The sequence below is a fragment of the Peribacillus frigoritolerans genome (assembly GCF_004358755.1).
Classification (GTDB): Bacteria; Bacillota; Bacilli; order Bacillales; family Bacillaceae; genus Bacillus_P.
Genome location: NZ_SMZY01000001.1, coordinates 160,556 through 178,614, shown reverse-complemented (window position 1 = coordinate 178,614; position 18,059 = coordinate 160,556). Strand labels below are relative to the sequence as shown.

At 42.6% G+C, this 18,059-nt stretch carries 19 protein-coding genes; all 19 read right to left on the bottom strand.

Annotation, left to right across the window (positions count from 1 at the left end; genetic code table 11):
• Positions 1–11: 11 nt before the first annotated feature.
• Entirely contained in the window at positions 12–1,445 is a 1,434-nt protein-coding gene (locus E2R53_RS00810) for an Rne/Rng family ribonuclease (protein ID WP_133309987.1), read from the bottom strand.
• A 59-nt stretch (positions 1,446–1,504) separates the two neighbouring features.
• Positions 1,505–2,371 (bottom strand): M50 family metallopeptidase, encoded by an 867-nt coding sequence (locus tag E2R53_RS00805; RefSeq protein ID WP_165970844.1) that lies wholly within the window; start codon positions 2,369–2,371, stop codon positions 1,505–1,507.
• On the bottom strand, positions 2,364–3,143 hold the full coding sequence (locus tag E2R53_RS00800) for a M23 family metallopeptidase (RefSeq protein WP_133309986.1): 780 nt from the start codon (positions 3,141–3,143) through the stop codon (positions 2,364–2,366). The genes E2R53_RS00805 and E2R53_RS00800 overlap by 8 nt, the downstream gene beginning before the upstream one ends.
• A gap of 192 nt (positions 3,144–3,335) precedes the next feature.
• Positions 3,336–4,142, bottom strand: a complete 807-nt coding sequence (minD, locus tag E2R53_RS00795) for a septum site-determining protein MinD (RefSeq protein ID WP_133309985.1) — start codon at positions 4,140–4,142, stop codon at positions 3,336–3,338.
• Positions 4,143–4,144: 2 nt separating this feature from the next.
• Complete coding sequence (gene minC / locus E2R53_RS00790; RefSeq protein WP_133309984.1) at positions 4,145–4,828, bottom strand: septum site-determining protein MinC; 684 nt, start codon at positions 4,826–4,828, stop codon at positions 4,145–4,147.
• Between the two features lie 146 nt (positions 4,829–4,974).
• Complete coding sequence (gene mreD / locus E2R53_RS00785; RefSeq protein ID WP_133309983.1) at positions 4,975–5,493, bottom strand: rod shape-determining protein MreD; 519 nt, start codon at positions 5,491–5,493, stop codon at positions 4,975–4,977.
• Positions 5,493–6,386: a rod shape-determining protein MreC gene (gene mreC, locus E2R53_RS00780; protein ID WP_133309982.1), complete on the bottom strand. Its 894-nt coding sequence runs from the start codon at positions 6,384–6,386 to the stop codon at positions 5,493–5,495. The genes mreD and mreC overlap by 1 nt, the downstream gene beginning before the upstream one ends.
• Positions 6,387–6,420: 34 nt before the next feature.
• Positions 6,421–7,443, bottom strand: a complete 1,023-nt coding sequence (locus E2R53_RS00775) for a rod shape-determining protein (RefSeq protein ID WP_070879454.1) — start codon at positions 7,441–7,443, stop codon at positions 6,421–6,423.
• A 119-nt stretch (positions 7,444–7,562) separates the two neighbouring features.
• Positions 7,563–8,246 (bottom strand): RadC family protein, encoded by a 684-nt coding sequence (radC, locus tag E2R53_RS00770; RefSeq protein WP_070879453.1) that lies wholly within the window; start codon positions 8,244–8,246, stop codon positions 7,563–7,565.
• A gap of 36 nt (positions 8,247–8,282) precedes the next feature.
• A complete protein-coding gene (locus E2R53_RS00765; RefSeq protein ID WP_133309981.1) occupies positions 8,283–8,855 on the bottom strand; it encodes a Maf family protein in 573 nt (190 codons plus the stop codon).
• 309 nt (positions 8,856–9,164) lie between these two features.
• Entirely contained in the window at positions 9,165–10,202 is a 1,038-nt protein-coding gene (locus E2R53_RS00760) for a hypothetical protein (RefSeq protein ID WP_133309980.1), read from the bottom strand.
• Between the two features lie 118 nt (positions 10,203–10,320).
• On the bottom strand, positions 10,321–11,139 hold the full coding sequence (locus E2R53_RS00755; RefSeq protein WP_133309979.1) for a hypothetical protein: 819 nt from the start codon (positions 11,137–11,139) through the stop codon (positions 10,321–10,323).
• Positions 11,120–11,755, bottom strand: coding sequence for a PilN domain-containing protein (locus tag E2R53_RS00750; RefSeq protein WP_133309978.1), 636 nt, complete (start codon positions 11,753–11,755; stop codon positions 11,120–11,122). Before E2R53_RS00750 ends, E2R53_RS00755 begins: the two co-directional genes overlap by 20 nt.
• Entirely contained in the window at positions 11,756–12,787 is a 1,032-nt protein-coding gene (pilM, locus tag E2R53_RS00745; protein WP_165970843.1) for a type IV pilus biogenesis protein PilM, read from the bottom strand.
• Between the two features lie 17 nt (positions 12,788–12,804).
• The gene (locus E2R53_RS00740; RefSeq protein ID WP_165970842.1) at positions 12,805–13,566 is read right to left on the bottom strand and encodes a prepilin peptidase; all 762 of its coding nucleotides are present in this window, start codon (positions 13,564–13,566) and stop codon (positions 12,805–12,807) included.
• Between the two features lie 8 nt (positions 13,567–13,574).
• Positions 13,575–14,045 (bottom strand): type II secretion system protein, encoded by a 471-nt coding sequence (locus tag E2R53_RS00735; protein WP_133309976.1) that lies wholly within the window; start codon positions 14,043–14,045, stop codon positions 13,575–13,577.
• 105 nt (positions 14,046–14,150) lie between these two features.
• Complete coding sequence (locus E2R53_RS00730; protein ID WP_133309975.1) at positions 14,151–15,356, bottom strand: type II secretion system F family protein; 1,206 nt, start codon at positions 15,354–15,356, stop codon at positions 14,151–14,153.
• Positions 15,356–16,396 (bottom strand): type IV pilus twitching motility protein PilT, encoded by a 1,041-nt coding sequence (locus E2R53_RS00725; RefSeq protein WP_133309974.1) that lies wholly within the window; start codon positions 16,394–16,396, stop codon positions 15,356–15,358. The genes E2R53_RS00730 and E2R53_RS00725 overlap by 1 nt, the downstream gene beginning before the upstream one ends.
• A gap of 7 nt (positions 16,397–16,403) precedes the next feature.
• Positions 16,404–18,059 carry a GspE/PulE family protein gene (locus tag E2R53_RS00720; RefSeq protein WP_133309973.1) on the bottom strand — a complete coding sequence of 552 codons (1,656 nt, stop codon included), beginning with the start codon at positions 18,057–18,059 and terminating at the stop codon, positions 16,404–16,406.

The following is an 18,059-nucleotide window of genomic DNA, read 5'->3' as shown; positions in this document are numbered from 1 at the left end:
CTGTATGTCAATTATATTTTATCTTTATTTTTCAAAAGCCCCTGAATCATTTCACGATTTCCCAGCTGCACAATTTTATAGTGATCGGTCCATTCTTTCTTTTCCGTCAAAAAGATCTCAAAGTGCAGGGCCTTTTCCAATCGTTTAAGATGTTCATCCTTTTTCCCTCTTAATACTTCAGCAGCATGAGGAGGCAGTTCAATCATGGCTGCCTCATGCTCCATGTACTGCAGCTCCCATAGTTCCCGTTCGATTTTAAAAGCGATTGTTTCAGGAGACAGCACTTGTCCTGTGCCGCTGCATACGGGGCAAGGTTCCGTGATGAGAGATGGAAGATCGGGACGCACTCGTTTACGGGTCATTTGAAAAATATTCATTTGAGTAAAACCAAGCATTTTTGTTTGAACCCTGTCCTGCTTCGCTTCCCTGAGCATTTCGTACAAAATAGCCTGCCTGTCCTCCTGCCTTGGCATATCAATGAAATCAATGATGATCATTCCGCTTAAGTTGCGGAGCCTGATCTGTCTTGCCGCTTCTCTTGCCGCTTCTATATTCGTTTTCATTACCGTATCCTGCAGAGAAGACTTGCCTGAGAATTTCCCTGTATTTACATCAATTGCGGTTAATGCTTCTGTCTGATCGATCACAAGATAGGCGCCATTTTTCAGCCAAACTATCCGTTTCAGCGCTTTTTCTATTTCCTGTTCAATCTTGTACGCATCAAAAACAGGCTGCTTTGATTGGTGAAACACTATTTCCAGGGTCTCATACCGGCTTTTTAAATCCAGGACGAGATCGCTGTCATCGCATACGATCTGCTGCAGCGTTTCAGGATCGATTTCCCGCAGGATTCTGTCAAAGAATGGCGTGCCTTCAGTTAAAAGGGCGGGCGCCTTCGTATTTGCATGCAGCAGAGCCTCGTATTTTTTCTTCAAATATCGATACTCGTTATGTAAGGTTTCTTCTGCTTGTCCGCTTGCTGCAGTCCGGAAAACAAGCCCTTCATTCTCTGCGCAAAAATGAGTTCCAAAGGACCTGAGCCTCTCCCTTTCAGATGGATCCTCTATTTTTTTTGAAACAGCCGTATAGCCTGATGTTGGCATGTATACAAGATATTGTCCGCCAAATTCAAGGTTGGCGGTCAGTTTTGGCCCCTTATGTTCAGTTGCTTCTTTTGCGACCTGAACCAAAAGCTGCTGTCCTTCATTAAGCTTGGCTGATTTCAAATCAGGGGGGAGATCATTAACTGAAAGGTATCCGTTTTTTTCTAACCCGATATCGACAAAAGCGGCCTGCATGCCTTTAAGAACATTTAAAACACGGCCCGCATATATGCTGCCGGCCGTTTCATTTATATGATGGATGTGAATTTCCTGAACTAGATTTTCTTCAAGCAGTGCACAGCGATTTTGACCGCCTTTTGTATTTAGGACTAACTTACGCAATGATCATCCTCTTTTCTGTAGATGTCTTTCTAATATTTACTCATTTTATCAGTCCTGCGTCAATAATCATAATTCAGTTCGCCGACAGTTGATTGTGTCCGCTTATCAGCAAAAAAGGCATGAAGAAGCTCATTTTCATCGAGCTCAAACAGCTTCTTTCCATTTCGTTCAACAATAATCGGATGCTTGCACCCCCGTCTGAATTTCAGCAGCGTTTGATAGATGGACTCTCCTTCATCTACAATAATCGGCTCTAATATTCCCGGGTCCTGCTGGTTGCCGTAATATCTCTCGAGCAAAAATCTCATGCTCGCAAAACTGCGGTGTTTATATTCCATATATAAAGAATAAATAAGGAAACCTGCAATCACCCAAACGTTAAGCTGCTGCGGATAAAAAATAAGAAAAAATAAAAGATACAGAGCTAGGGACACAGCTGAAACCATAAGCATAGTCCGATGAGCATCCTGATAGGACCGCTTCATGGATACAAGCAAAAACAGCAATTTCCCTCCGTCCAGCGGCCAAATCGGCAATAAATTAAACAGAAGAATCATGACATTGTAGAAGGTAAAGAGCTGATAAGTTTCATAACTCAGAAAACCTGCCGTTTGAAAAAGAAACGCTGCTCCCTGAAGCGGAAGATGCTGCAGAGGTCCGGCTGCAATTGTCAGAAGTTCTTCCTTCAAAGGCCTGTTCCCGTGCTCCTCCACTTCTGCAACCCCTCCAAATGGAAGCAGAACAATCGATTTCAGCCTCCAGTTGAAATGTCTGGCTGTCATAGCATGACCCAGTTCATGTATGAGGATAATGGACAGCAAAATCAGCAGGGATTGAAAATGAGCCGTCATAATCGAAATCCCCATGATTACCCAAAGAATAGGGTGAATATGAATGTGAAGAAAAACAGATAAATATTTAGTCAAAGGATATCACCTGAATCGGGTCAATAAATTGATCACCTTTTTTAATAGCGAAATAATATGTCCCTTTTTGGTCTTCTGCCGCCTTGATTTTGCCGATTTCTTTTCCGCTTTCCACAAAATCATAAAGGGAAACATTCACTTCCTCCAGATTGCCGTACCAGCTCTCGGTTGAATCTGCATGCTGAACGACAACCGTCAAACCAGAGTCTTCTTTTTTAGCAATTTCAATAACAATCCCTTCATTCATTGCTTCTACACGATTGCTGCTCGTTTCAACCATGACACCCTGGCCATTATCTTCAAACGTTTCAAGTACTTTTCCTGAAGCCGGAGCTGTGAATTCTGTATTATCTTCAGACTTTGGTGCCTGATCAGAGGTTTTAATCAGGGCAAGCGGGTCGCCAAACTGCTCACCGTACCACTTTGAAATCACGGCAAACTGAAATTCCTCTTCAAAGGTACTTGTGACCACACTCTGAACTTTTTCAAAAGGAGGCGAATCATTCTTAAAAACAATGGCAGCAACAAGTACTAAACAAGCTCCAATCAGCAGCTTAAACATAAATACATCCGGTTTAAATAATGGATGGGAGCCCCCTCCGCCTCTTTCGGGATCATACGTGTGATATGCGGAGCCTCCATATTTTTCTTCATCATCTGTGAATGATAGATCGGGCAGCTGTTTTTGAGGTTTTATCCTCTCAGCTCCTAAACTGCGGTCCCGTTTTCTTTTTGCCATTCTCCTGCGCAAATCATCCGCTCGATTCCCCATTGCCACACCCATCCCCTCGAATCACATTTACTCAATTTTATGCCTTGTCCTTATGGAATATGACAAGCCTGCGGAACGGCCTCCATGTGTTTTTGAAAATGGAGCAGCAGTGACATTTATAAAAAAAAGCAATCTCCTAAAATCAGAGATTGCTTTTTGAAAGAAATAAAATTTTGCGCTTATCTTGATACCTTATACTCTAACGCCGAAAAAGCGTTTGATTTTTGTAAAGACACCTGGATTTGCATCTTCTAATGATTGCAGAGGAATGGATTCTCCCAGGATGCGCCGGGCAATGTTCCGGTATGCAATAGCTGCGCGGTTGTTTGAATCCATTGCAATCGGCTCACCATTATTAGACGCTTTAATGACATCATCATCATCTGCTACGATTCCGATTAAATCAATCGAAAGATGCGTAACAATTTCATCCACATCAAGCATGTCCCCATTTTTCATTAAATGGTTGCGGATTCGGTTGATGACCAGCTTCGGCGGTTCAATGCCCTCTTCTTTCTCAAGCAAACCGATAATGCGGTCTGCATCTCGCACTGCTGATATTTCAGGAGTAGTCACAACGATAGCCTTGTCAGCACCTGCAACAGCGTTTTTAAACCCCTGCTCGATGCCTGCCGGACAATCGATCACAATGTAGTCATAGTCTTGCTTAAGCTCATCTACAAGCTTCTTCATCTGTTCAGGATTTACAGCCGATTTATCGCTCGTCTGCGCAGCAGGAAGCAAATAGAGCCTGTCTTCAAAGCGTTTATCTTTTACAAGAGCCTGATGAATTTTACAGCGGCCATCAACAACATCCACTAAATCGTAAATGATGCGGTTCTCAAGCCCCATCACAACATCGAGGTTTCGCAGGCCGATGTCTGTATCAATGAGACATACGCGTTTTCCTAAAATCGCTAAAGATGTTCCTAAATTAGCAGAAGTCGTTGTTTTGCCAACTCCGCCTTTGCCAGAGGTAATAACGATAGCCTCACCCACGGTCAAATTCCCCCTTCAAACCTTGTCAAGTTAGGTCGTAAATGAGTCAACTGCTGCAGTCGATCAATGATGATAGTTTCACTTTCATCTATGTAAGCACATTCCATCTCGTGCTTTTCTGTCTGAATATAATCAGGGGCACGGTTTACGATGCCGCAAATTCTGATTTGCGACGGTTTCATCACCGATGCGGCGATGACGGCCGATTTGTTCCCGTTATATCCAGCATGCGCAATGCCTCTAAGCGTTCCCATGATGAAAATGTTTCCTCGTGCTATTACAGTGCCGCCCGGATTAACATCTCCGATCAGGAGCAAATCGCCTTCAACTTTAAGAACCTGTCCGGATCGAATCATTTTAGCAACCGAGACCACTTCTGCTTCTTTTTTCATTTGCAGGGCATGATCTTTTGTCACAACATTGCTTTCAAACGCTTCAACAACCAGATTCCGTTTTTTTTGTATAACAGCTTCAATTTGATCCTGCTGTTTTTTATGAAGCAGACGGTTACCCGCTTTAACGTTAACGGTGATATATGGCCCATCTTCATGAATGTATTGCTTTAAGGATAACATTTGCTCAAGTTCATTCAGCAGTTCTTCAAAAGAACATGAATCATCGAGATGCAGCGTTAATCCATCTTTTGTACCTTTTATTGTGACAAATTGCTGTTTCTGAGCCTTCATGACGTTCACCTCAACGACTATACTATTTCGACAGATAGATGCAATCTTCCTCTTTTTTTATAAGAGAATTTTGATTATTCGGCTGATGATCCAACATGTCTGTCGCAGCGATAGCCGTTTTCCAGAATGTGATTCATCAGTAATCGCTAGTCATCCAGATAATCACTTTTGATTCTCGATATAAAGCGGCTCATCGGATAAATCAGGACAACAGCCCCGACAGAATTTGCAGCCACTGTAGGCAAAAGCCTCAGATTAGTAAAATCATAGAATGACAAATTGGAGTAGCCGATCAGCATTTGAATGCCATACGAGTAGAATTCCAAAAGTGTAACAGCAAGCAAAGACAAGAAAAGCACAACGAGCATATTTCCCTGCAGTGCTTTTAAAGCTTTTGAAATTAAATATGCGAATAACGGATAGGCAAATAAGTATATGCCAAGTATTTCTGTATATACAATGTCATGCAGCAGTCCAAAAACCAGGCCGTAAATCAGTCCTAATTTTTGACTGTGATAAGCCGTGATAAAAACGATTGACAGCATAACAAAGCGCGGAATGATGACCTGATCCTCATTCGTAAATGGAAGCTCAATCAGGTCAACAAACGTGCTTTCGGAAATAAAAATAAATAAGATCAAAAGAGGAAGGAGAATGCGGTTCATTATTCTTCCTCCTCCTCTGGATCCATATTATCGATATCAATCGTTTCTTTCACTCGCTCTGTAACAAAAACACGGTCAATATCATAAAGATCAGCTTCAGGTTTAATGTAGGCCATTTGCGAGAGGCCGTATGAATCAGGCTCTACTTCCATGACTTCACCAATGACAAGGCCTTCGGGAAAGATTCCGCTGCTCCCGGAGGTGACCACCTTCTGCCCTTTTTCGATTTTAACATCAGATTCAATTTTTTTTAGGAGCAGCGCTTTTTTCTTCTCATCATATCCTTCGATCAATCCGAAAATATTTGGCTGCCCTTCTTTGCCCTGTATTTCAGCTGCAATCCGGTTTTTTCGGTCCGGCGAGCTTAATAGCTGAACGGTTGAATTGAATTTTGACGTATTTTTTATTTTTCCGATTAATCCTTTATCCGTAATGACGGCCATGTCCTTTTGGATGCCGTGCTGTGATCCCTTATCAATCGTAATTAGGTCAAACCAGCGGCCAGGATCAGGATTTCTTGCAATTAGAGTGGCAACGATCGGATTATATTTTCTAAGCGATTCTTCTGCGCCGAGTTCAGCCCGGAGCTTTACATTGTCCCGCTTCAGCTCTTGAAGCTCGGTCTCTATTTTCATATGCTCGTCAATTTTGCTTTTAAGCAATTTATTTTCTTCATATGTATTTTTCAAATCGCCGACATTCTCAAAGAAGCCCGCTACATATTGTGCGGGCTTATGAAATACAGTTTGGAATAATCCTGTTGAATCTTTAACAAATTGTTCTGGCCATGTTAGCTGTCTGTCTTCTTTTAAAGAATACCCAATCAATGCCACTAAAAAGATGATACTAACCAGCAACAAGATAAGACGTTTATTCAAGAAAAACTGTGGCATGTGACTTTACACCCTCTTAATGTTTATTTCACAATTAGCGGCTGTCTCTTGCTTTTGTTTTGAACAAATGAATATGCTCAAGAGCTTTCCCTGTACCGATTGCAACACAATCAAGCGGGTTTTCTGCAATTAAAACAGGCATGTTTGTTTCTTCGCTGATCACTTTATCAATGTTGCGAAGCAAAGCTCCGCCTCCAGTAAGAACTATGCCGCGGTCCATAATATCCGCCGCAAGCTCAGGCGGTGTTTTTTCAAGTGTATTTTTAACAGAATCAACAATTGAATTGACCGTATCACGCAAAGCTTCTGCAATTTCTTTAGCGGTAATTTCAATCGTTTTTGGAAGACCTGTCAGTAAATCACGGCCGCGAATGTCCATATTATCGACACCTTCAGCAGACCCTGCAGAACCAATTTCCATTTTAATAGATTCTGAAGTACGGTCGCCAATCATTAAGTTATATGTTTTGCGGATATAATTGACGATGGCATCGTCCATTTCGTCACCGGCAACGCGGATAGATTGAGACGTAACAATTCCTCCAAGAGAAATAATCGCCACTTCTGTCGTGCCTCCGCCAATATCAACTACCATGCTTCCAGTCGGTTCCCAGACAGGAAGATTCGCACCGATTGCAGCTGCAAACGGCTCTTCAATCGTATAAGCATCACGTGCGCCTGCTTGTCTTGTCGCGTCAATAACTGCACGCTCTTCTACTGCTGTAATGCCGGAAGGAACACAGACCATAACATAAGGCTTGCTTGCGAAAACACCTTTACCTTTTGTTGCTTGTTTTATGTAATACTTCATCATTGATGCAGTTGTTTCATAATCGGCAATTACGCCGTCTTTCATCGGGCGGAGCGCCACAACATTTCCAGGTGTGCGTCCAATCATATTTTTTGCGTCGTTTCCTACTGCAACGATAGACTTAGTGTCTGTCTGCATCGCTACAACAGAAGGCTCACGAACCACAATTCCTTTTCCTTTAACGAAAACAAGGGTATTTGCTGTACCCAAATCTATACCAAGGTCTCTTGTCCCAATTCCAAACATCAGATGTATCTCCCTTTCTAAAAACCGAATTACTTTCTACTATTTATTTTCAAATGTCATATGAGAACTAAAAAAACTCATAAACATTATTATAGCGTAATTACGCAAAAATAAAAGTGTTACAAATATCCTTTTTCTTTTAAACTCACATATTTTTGCTCACCGATAATAAGATGGTCCAAAAGCTCTATCCCTAACATTTTACCACACTCTGTTAACCTTTTTGTGACTTCGATGTCTTCGCGGCTTGGAGTAGGGTCTCCCGAGGGGTGATTATGGATGCAGATAATTGAAGCTGCCGACCGTTTCAGAGCTTCTTTATACACTTCGCGGGGATGGACAATCGAGGCATTCAGGCTGCCGATAAAAACCGTTTGTTTGTGAAGCACCTGGTTTTTCGTATTTAAATAGAGGCAAACGAAATGCTCCTGTGATAAAAACCGCATTTCTTCCATTACATAATTGGCACCGTCTTGAGGGGATTTGATGACATATCTGTCTTCGTATGTGAGGCGGTTAATTCTTCTGCCCAATTCAAGAGCTGCGAGGATCTGCACAGCCTTCGCTTCCCCTATTCCAGAGATGCTTGTCAGTTCCCCAACCGATGCTTCTTTAAGGAACCTTAAACCCTCAAAGTGAGTAAGGAGCCGGTTTGAAAGCTGCAGAACAGATTCCTTTTTTGAACCTGTTCTAAGCAAAATAGCAAGCAGCTCGTGATTTGCAAGACTTTCAGGACCGTCGTGGATCAATCTTTCACGGGGCCTGTCTTCTTCAGGGAAATCATGGATTTTTAAAACTTCCAATCGTCGTCTCCTCCTATTTCCCTCTCTGCTTAATCTTTATTTAAGCGAAAACCCTGCTTTCTTCAGCTCTCTGACCGTGCGTGCGACCGGCAATCCCACAACCGAAAAGTAGTCGCCCTTTATTTCTTTTACAAATAGGGAACCGAGCTCTTGAATTCCATAGGATCCTGCTTTATCCATCGGCTCCTCTGTCTCGATGTAATCTTCAATTTCTTCTTCTGAAATTGTCCAGAAGGTGACATCTGTCTGTTCATAAAACAAGATTTTCTCTTGCTGGAATAGAATGGCAACCCCCGTTAAAACCTGGTGGGTATTGCCTGATAATTTAGTAAGCATCCGCTTTGCGTCTTCTGTATTGGCCGGCTTGCCCAAAATTTCTCCATTATAAACAACAACGGTATCTGCTCCAAGAACAAACGATTCATTAAAACGGTCTGCAACGGCTGCAGCTTTTTGCTCTGCAAGCGACATCACAATCTCAGAAGGCGGAAGCTTTTGATCCACAACTTCTTCTACATCACTGATTACAATTGTAAAAGGCACACGAACATTCTCTAGCAGTTCTTTTCTGCGAGGAGAACCTGATGCCAAAATAAGGTGCTGCTCCATCCTTTAACATCCTTTCATTCGGTTTACAAGGGAGATACATTCGTATCGTAGCAAACACTGAAGGGATACACAAATACGAAAAATCCGATTTTGCAGAACAAAAGCGCAAGCGCCTTGGTCAGATCCGACAGGCAGATAAGAATCCGCCAGAAAAGTCCGGGTTTGACTTTTTTGGCGGATTCGTTCTGACCGAGGATCTAGGCGCTGGAGCTGGACGTAGATAACATTATTTACTTATCCACAACCTTTTACATTATATAATTTAGCTAAACAATAAAAAAAGATCGTCCTCATATTTAAGGACAATCTTCATTTTAATGTCAGCAAGAGATCCATAAGTTTTTGCTGGGCAGCCCATCCTGTTTTTTCGTTTACATCTTCTTTTAGAAGCATGGAAACATCCGTCAAACCTTCTTTGACAGCTGCAAGATTTTCATCTTTCGGTTTGAGTTTGTTCAATTCAGTCAAGATCGCATCAGATTCCGCCTCAACGCCATCTGACTGACCTGCAGCAGCGGATGAAGATAAAGTCACTAACGATTTAAAATGATTAATAATGGCAGTTGCGTCTTCATTTGTCCTGATTGAAAAAACAGCACTTTTCCCGCTCCATGGTTCGATGGCGCTGGTTTTGTACACATTGCTCAAACCATCTGTTTCCTGTTTGGCATTTCCGACACCGCCATACACAAAGTATGAGCCCTCTTCTTCAACGGCTATAGCAGGAAAACCTTTGCTTTTAATCTCAGAAGCTGTAGTTTCTGCCCCGGCCTCTGATGAAAATTTTCCTATTTGAGCGAAAAATAGCTGAATGTCAGCTGAAGCTTCCCCTGAACCTGCCGCGCCGCCCTTAGAATCCGCTTGAGAGGCCGCTTGCTCTGTCTCAGCGCCAGCCTGCTGCAGGGCTGCCGGCAAATCCTCATTTGAAATAAAGTTCAGTGCAACGAATCCAAAGCTCACACCAAGCACAATCGCGAGAATGATGGTAACCGCATATTGTTTAAATGGATAGGTGCTAAGCGCATTCTTTCTGCCCATGCCGAAGTAGGGCGAGACTTTACCCTTTGAAGATGATTTTTTAGAAGCAACTACTTTCGGATCATCCTGAAACACTTCACCGTCGTCCTCAGGCAATACCCAAGAAAATTCATCCTCTTTTTCTGCTCCAGAAGCGGCAATTTCTTTTTCAGCCATCACTTTCTCATCCCAGCTCAGAACAGGAATATCCAGAGAGACCACATTCTGTTCGATTTCGTCCGGTTTCTTTTTCGGCTGTTTCACACTCTTCAGTTTGCGTTCTTCCCCATTGATCTTGATCTTCATTGCATTTGCCCGCTGCTTGTCCACTTCAACACCGCCTATCTGAAACGATTCTCGTATCTGAATTCCATGCTAGCATACGAAAATAAAAAAAGAACAAGACATTTGTCGTCTTGTTCAGAAAGGTTTTCGTCAAATAAATACCCTATTCGCCATCCTCCGTTTCAAGAGACGGAGAAAGCGGATTAAATTTATTGCTTGGCTGAGGAGCAGCAACCTTAGGTGTTTCCGCGCTGAGATCCTGCAAACCATCCGCATAAAAAGCTGAAACCTGCAGCGTATATGTGAGCGGCTCTGCCTCCTGATCAAGTGAAGTAAGCTCAGGAAGCCCTTCAAACGTTAAGATATCCACTTTGGTGACCCGCGGCTGCTGTTCAAGGGTTTCGATAAATGTTTCCATATCGAAGTAATGACTCGATGTCACTTCAAGCGAAAGAATCACTCTTTTTAGTCCCTCAGGTGCATCCGGCAGCGGCGCAGGCGTTTCTGCAGTTACAGCCGGAGAAGTGTCCTGTTTCTCTGCAGAATCAGCTGTTTCCTCTGTTCCGTCCTCTTCAGGTGCCGCTGCCTGATTTTCAGAAGGTTGATCTCCTTCAGATTCAACCGAAGCAGCTGGCGGCAGCAGAGCGTCTTCACTTTCTGCAAATGTCACATTCTGAATCCTGCTATTTGACACAGTTTCTGCTTTTTCCAGGTCGAGGACGAGCTGCTCAACCATCGGGGAAACCGGGACCTTTCGCTGTAATTCTACAGAATTTACAACTGGCTTAGTTTGTGTCGAAGTGCCGCTGCTAAATTTCTGCTTTAACTGCTCTTCTTGCATCGTTTTCATACTTGATAAACTATCAATCTCAGAATTCACCGGTTTGATGAATAGATAATAGGCACCGGCATAGAGAGATCCGAGCACCAAAGCGGCTGCCAACAGCAAAATGAGATGTTTTTTATGAAGATGGATTGTCATTGGTTTCATCCTCACTGGATTGATTCACATAGTCTGGATTTACTTTCAGCAAATATTGAGCTTCAGATCTTGGAAGAGCCTCTACACCCGCTGAATCGCTTTCTGAAAGAGATTTCTCTGGATCGGCTTCTTCTGCTGCTGCAGACAAACTAGTTAATTCTGCTTCAGCGAAAAAAATAGAGTCCTTTAATCTCGCTAAATAGTAGGCTGCTTCACGATTGGTGTCAAATTGAACGGTAAGTGTCAGTTCTCCAGCATCATTATAAGAATAAGCTTTGAAAAACCCTCTCTCAGGAAGCTGTTTAGATAGCTCTCTTAAGAGTGGCACTGTATCAAGAGAAACACCTGATGAATAATCTACAGCTGCCTGCAAAGCGGCTATTGACGATTGAGAGCTGCCCGCTGTGCCGGAGTCATTTGCAGTCAAGGCTGCAATTTCCGCCTCAAGCTGTGTAATTTCTTTTTGAATGGCACTGAGATTTTGATTCGCTGAATAGCTATGTATGAAAAAGATGACAGCCATTGTAAGCGTTATGAGTGCAATAATGAAATATAAAGATAAATTAGCTACGTTTCTCGGGTCTTTTTTGGGAAGTAAATTAATATCAGCCAGCATCTAGTGCACCTCTTTTAATGCAAGACCTGCCGTTAAATAAAACGAAGCAGGAAGCGGAGACTTGTCTGCAAGCTCTGCCTGCACATGTTTCATTGTAGAAATTTTCAAATCATACCGGGTGCTGAGCCTCTTATGAACATCAGCAAGCATGGGATGGTCGCCTGTTAAGATAAACGATGAAACTTCATCATTGCCCTGATTTAAGGAGAAACGATAAAAATTCAGAACGTGATCCATTTCTTTCAGAATTTCATCAACCTGCAGCATAAATTCCTCATGGGATACAGACATCTTTATGTACTTTTCTCCTGATTGCCGAAAGAGCCGTTCTTTATTTTCTTGAAAGGGGATATCACCTTGATCCAGAATCATGTGCTTTTTCTCCATCTCTATATTGCGCATAAAGACGGGCTGCTGCTTCTGAAAAATACTTAAATTTACGGCTGACAAATCAAATTGAATGAGCATGGCTGATGAATCTGCCTTCTCAGCTTCAGCCAGCTGAGAGTAAAGACGGTAATGGCAGAGCGGAGAAATATCTGCAGCGAGAGGCTTTAGTTTTGCCCCATCAAGCAAATCTGAATAAGATCGCACAAGCTCTTCACTTGAAGCAAAAAGCAGCAATTGAAGATGCTTGTCGCTTCTAGACAAAACAATATAGTCAAAGACTGCCTCATCGAAAGGGAGATGAATAGATGAACCAATTTCAAAATAAAGATGCCCTCTAATTTCATCATCTTTAAGATCACCTGGAACCGCAACCTTGCGGATAACGATAAAAGCATCCGGAACCGTAAACCGGACTTTTCTGCCCTTGATGCCCCAATCCTGTACACACTCATCCAGGATCATCGACAAAGTATCAAAATCCTGAATGACGCCTCCCCGAATCAAACCTTCCGGGAGAAACCGCTCAACACATGTCTGGACGACCACCGGCTTTGACTGTTTCAATTCTATGTATCGGATCACTTCATCTTTAATAGTCAAATTCCCTATTTTCTTTTTAAGTGCAAATCCAGAAAAATTCACTTGTATCTCCCCCTGCCCTATAAACCAATCAATCTAAAATACCACAATAAAAGTTCTTCGCCGCAAAAATAAGCAAGCAATGTCCCAGCCATAATAGACGGCCCAAACGGCATCGGCTGCCTGCGTTTCACTTTGCCCGCTAAAATAGCAGCAAGACCGATCACGGAACCAAACAGGCAGGATAAAAAGAAAGACAGCAGAACCAGTTTCCAGCCAAGAGCGAGACCAAGCACAGCAAACAATTTTATATCTCCGCCGCCCATGCCGCGGCCTTTGCTCAAGAAAGCAATCGAGAGGAGCAAAAAGAAACCGGCCGCAGCCCCAATCAGCGAGTCCCACCAGGGAGAGAGCGGAATAAACATTCTTTCTATTAAAAATAAACCGGCAAAAAAGAGCAGCACTTTATCAGGAATAATCATATATTTAATATCCGAGACAAAGATAATCATAAATAACGAGATGAGAGTAAGCGCAATAACCAATTCTTTTGACCATCCCACCAATAGCGGTGATATCGTAAAAAGAATTGCCGTCATCATCTCAACAAACGGGTAAAGCGGAGAAATCCTCGCCCTGCACTTTCTGCACTTCCCGCCCTGAAGCAAGTAAGAAACAACAGGAATAAGCTCTCCTGCCGTTAACGTATGATGACACCCCGGACATGCAGACCGGGGCGCCACTATGGATTCTTTATTTGGTATGCGGAGGCCTGCTACGTTGAAGAAGGATCCTAGTAGGAGGCCGTAACATAACAATGCCAGTAAAATGATAATTTCCATACGAATTATTAATTTACATTATTTCTAGTTATGTCAGAAGTTGATATTGCTGCACCATTAGCAGCCTTAACTCCTCGTATATCATTAACTAATTTTACTTTAGAAGGCTTTCCATTAACTAATACTACATATGAAGCCGGAGTAGTTGGTTCTGCAGTTAAAATAGTTGTGCCTCCCTTAGCGTATTCACCACTTGTTTTATCTGGATCACTAAAATCATCAACAAACTTACCATTTTCTAAATAACCTAAAGTTAACACTTTAGTACCACTTTGAAGAGTAGGATCAGTTGTTGCAGCTAGTTTAGCAGAATTAACCATTGTTTGAGCATTAGCTACATGAGCATCCTTTTTACTGTTATCAATAAGTCCACCAATAGCCGGTACAGCAATCGCAGCAATAATCCCCAAAATAACAACAACAGCAAGTAACTCAATAAGCGTTAATCCTCGTTCGTTCTTTAACATCTTCTTAAGCATGTCTTTCTCCCCTTAACTAGTAAATTGGTAATATAGTCCTTTGTATGTAGACTATGGTTATTATAGCATATAAAATGGATGATGCTGTTAATTTTTTGTCAAATTTTAATTTATTTTGTTAAAAATATCAAACATAGGTACTAGGATAGAAGTCACTACTACACCGACAATTCCTGCAAGGAAAACAATCATTAACGGTTCGATTAATGATTTGAGCCGATCTGTCGCCTGTTCTACTTCTTCCTCATAAAAATCCGCTACTTTTGAGAGCATTTCATCCAGTGATCCCGTCTCTTCACCAATTGCAATCATCTGGGTGACCAGCGGCGGAAATACCCAATGATCCTTCATTGGCTCTGTCAAAGAGTTTCCTCTTTCCAGGGCATTTCTTGACTCCTTCAGCACTCTGCTGATCACTTCGTTTTCAACGATATTCTCAACTATTGAAATAGCCTGTAATATTGGAACGGAGCTTGAAAACAGTGAACTTAACGTTCTTGTCATTCTTGCAAGAGCTGCTTTTTGCAGCATTCTTCCGAAAATAGGAGTTTTTAAGAAGACAATATCCAAATAATACTTTGTTGAAGGCTGACTCTTCATGAATACAAGACCGATTGAGAATAGTAGAATCCCTAAAATGACCGCCCACCAGAACGATTGCATCCACTCGCTTGCTCCAAGCACAAATTGGGTAATCAGAGGCAGTTCTGCTCCAAAATCGCTGAACATATCTACAAATGTCGGCACAACAGCTACCAATAAAAAGATGACTACAGCAATAGCAACAATGCCGACAACTGCAGGATAAGCTAAAGCTGAAATGATTTTCTGTCTGGTTTTATACTGCTTTTCGTAATGAACGGCCAGCCTGTCCAGGGTTTCGTCCATGTTCCCTGCCGCTTCCCCAGCTTTAACCATGTTCGTAAACATGGAGGTGAAAATCTTTTTATTTTTGCCGGCTGCTGCCGAGAGAGGATTTCCTGAACGAAGGTCCTCTTCTACGTCAAATAGCGCTTTGCTTAAAGCCTTGCTGTCGGTTTGTCTTGCCAGAATATTTGTCGCTTCTACGACAGATATTCCTGCTTTTAACAGCGTTGAAAATTGCCTCAAGTAGATGACAAAATCCTGAAGTTTCACATGGTTTCCAATGCTGATTTCTTTCGTGAGCAGCGTTTCCTGCAATTCTTCTATTTTCGTGATCCGCACGCCTTTTTCCTGAAGCTTCAGAATGGCTTCGCGCCTTGATGTACCGACAATCACTCCGCTTGACTGGCCCGCTTTGCCCCGTCCCTCGTATTTAAATCTAGCCATTAATTCATCGTCTCCTGTAAAAAAGGATCTGCCATTTCACGCAGAATCACTCCTGATTGCACAAGTTCTCTTATGCTCGCCTCAAGCGTCATCATTCCTTGATCGCGGCTAGTCTGAAGGATGTTATGAATCTGGTGGATTTTTTCATTGCGTATTAAATTGGCAATCGCCGGGTTGTTGACCAATACCTCTGTTGCTGCTCTTCTTCCTTTAAAATCAATCGTCTGAAACAGCCTCTGCGAGACAATCGAAACGAGAACCGAGGCAAGCTGAATTCTTACCTGCCCTTGCTGATTTGGAGGAAATACATCAATGATCCTGTCAATCGTTGAAGGAGCACTTGATGTGTGCAGAGTCCCTAAAACGAGATGTCCTGTTTCAGCTGCGGTAATGGCAGTATGCACCGTTTCTAAATCTCTCATTTCCCCTACTAAAATCACATCTGGATCCTGGCGCAGCGCCGCTCTTAATCCATTTGCAAAATTCAAAGTATCAAAGCCGACTTCTCTCTGATCAATGATGCATGATCCATGTTTATGCAAATATTCAATCGGGTCTTCCAGCGTAATAATATGTTTTCTGCTCGATTGGTTCATATAATCGATCATCGCTGCAAGAGTTGTAGATTTCCCGCTGCCGGTAGGACCCGTAACCAATATTAACCCCTGAGGTTTGCGGGAGATCGTACTTAAAATCTCTGGCAGTTTGAGGTCCTTAAGTGTAGGGATTGATGTAGGAATAATCCTGATTGCAAGCGCAACACATGAGCGCTGCTTATATGTATTCACCCTGAACCTTGAGACCCCGGGAATGCCATAGGAAAAATCAAGCTCGCCTTTTTCCTTAAACTTGTCCCACATCGCCTGCGGCAGAATCGATCTCGCCATTTCCTCTGTGTCAGCAGGCTGAAGAATGATATTGCTGTATTTTTTCAATTCTCCATTAATTCTCAGCATTGGTGAGATTCCGACGGTAAGATGAATGTCAGAGGCCTTCAATTCAAAGGCCGCACGCATAATTCCTTCTAATTTTGATTTCATTTCTTTATCACTCCGATAGAGCAACTCGCAGAATTTCTTCTGTTGTTGTCAGCCCTTGCTTTACTTTAAGAAGACCGTCATCAATTAAAAACAGCGTTTTATTTTTAACCGCCAGATCACGAAGCTTCGAGAACGATTCCCCGTTCATAATGACTTTTTTCATCTCATCGGTCATCACTAAAAGCTCATGTATGGCAAGACGCCCTTTATATCCGGTCATGTTGCACGTACCGCACCCTCTGCCTCTGACTATTCTGTCTACAGTCATGCCCCTTTTAGCAAAGATCTCCGTTTCTCTTACCGAAGGCGGAACACTTTCAGCGCAGTCACGGCAAACTTTTCTGACAAGACGCTGAGCAACAACTCCCGATAATGATGTGGCTACAAGAAAAGGTTCTACTCCCATATCAATTAAACGGGTAATCGTTCCGACTGAATCATTCGTATGCAGCGTACTTAATACAAGATGTCCTGTAAGCGAAGCCCGGATTGCAACTTCTGCTGTTTCCTTATCCCTGATTTCCCCGACCATGATAATGTTTGGATCCTGTCTTAGAATGGAACGAAGACCTTTTGCAAACGTCATGCCAACAGTTGTGTTGACCTGGATCTGATTGATGCCTTCAAGCTGATACTCAACAGGATCTTCAATGGTAATGACATTGACATCCTCTGAATTCAGTTTATTAAGTGCCGCATATAAAGTAGAGGACTTTCCAGAACCTGTCGGTCCTGTGATCAGCACAATCCCGGATGGGCGTTCAATCAAATTTGTAAAACGCTGAAGATTCGTCTTATGGAAACCAAGCTGGTTCATATCATTAAGGGCGCTGCTTAAATCAAGCACCCTTAAAACGATTTTCTCCCCAAATACAGTCGGCAATGTAGCTACCCGCAAATCAATCGGATGAAAATCGAGATTCAGCTTAATCCGTCCATCCTGCGGTATCCGCTGCTCTGTTATGTCAAGATTGGACATAATTTTGATTCTCGCTGTCAGAACACTTTGCATATGTTTTGGCAGCGTTCTTTCTGTCTTAAGAACTCCATCAATTCGATATCGTATAGAAATCTTTGTTTCTTGAGGATCAATATGAATATCACTTGCCCGCTGCTGCACCGCATTCTGCAGCAATTGGTTGACTAGCCTTACAATGGGAGAATCCGCATCAGCCAGCCTTTCATCCTGCACCTCTTCTTCAGGCGCTCCAATCAGCTGATCGATATCTTCTTCCATATCAAAATATTTTGTAATGGTCCGTAAAATATCATCTTTCGTCGCAATGGCCGGCTCAACTTGAAAACCTGTTGAAAGCCTCAAATCTTCAATCGCGTAAAAATCCATTGGATCCGCCATCGCTACAAAAAGCTTGTCTCCCTCTTTTTTTAAAGGAATCATATAATTGCGCTTGGCCGTTTCTTTTGGGATCAGGGTAAACAGTTTAGTGTCAAAAGGGTAACGGAACAGACTTACATGCGGAATGCCAAGCTGAAATTCAAGAACTTCAATCAGCTGCTGTTCGGTTATATAACCGCGCTGCAGCAGGGCATCACCGAGTTTTTGCTTCTCGCTTTTTTCTTTCAGCGTCAGCTGCAGCTGTTCTTCTGAAATAAGACCCGTTTCAACAAGGAGGTCACCAAGTCTTTTTCTCATTTGCTTCAT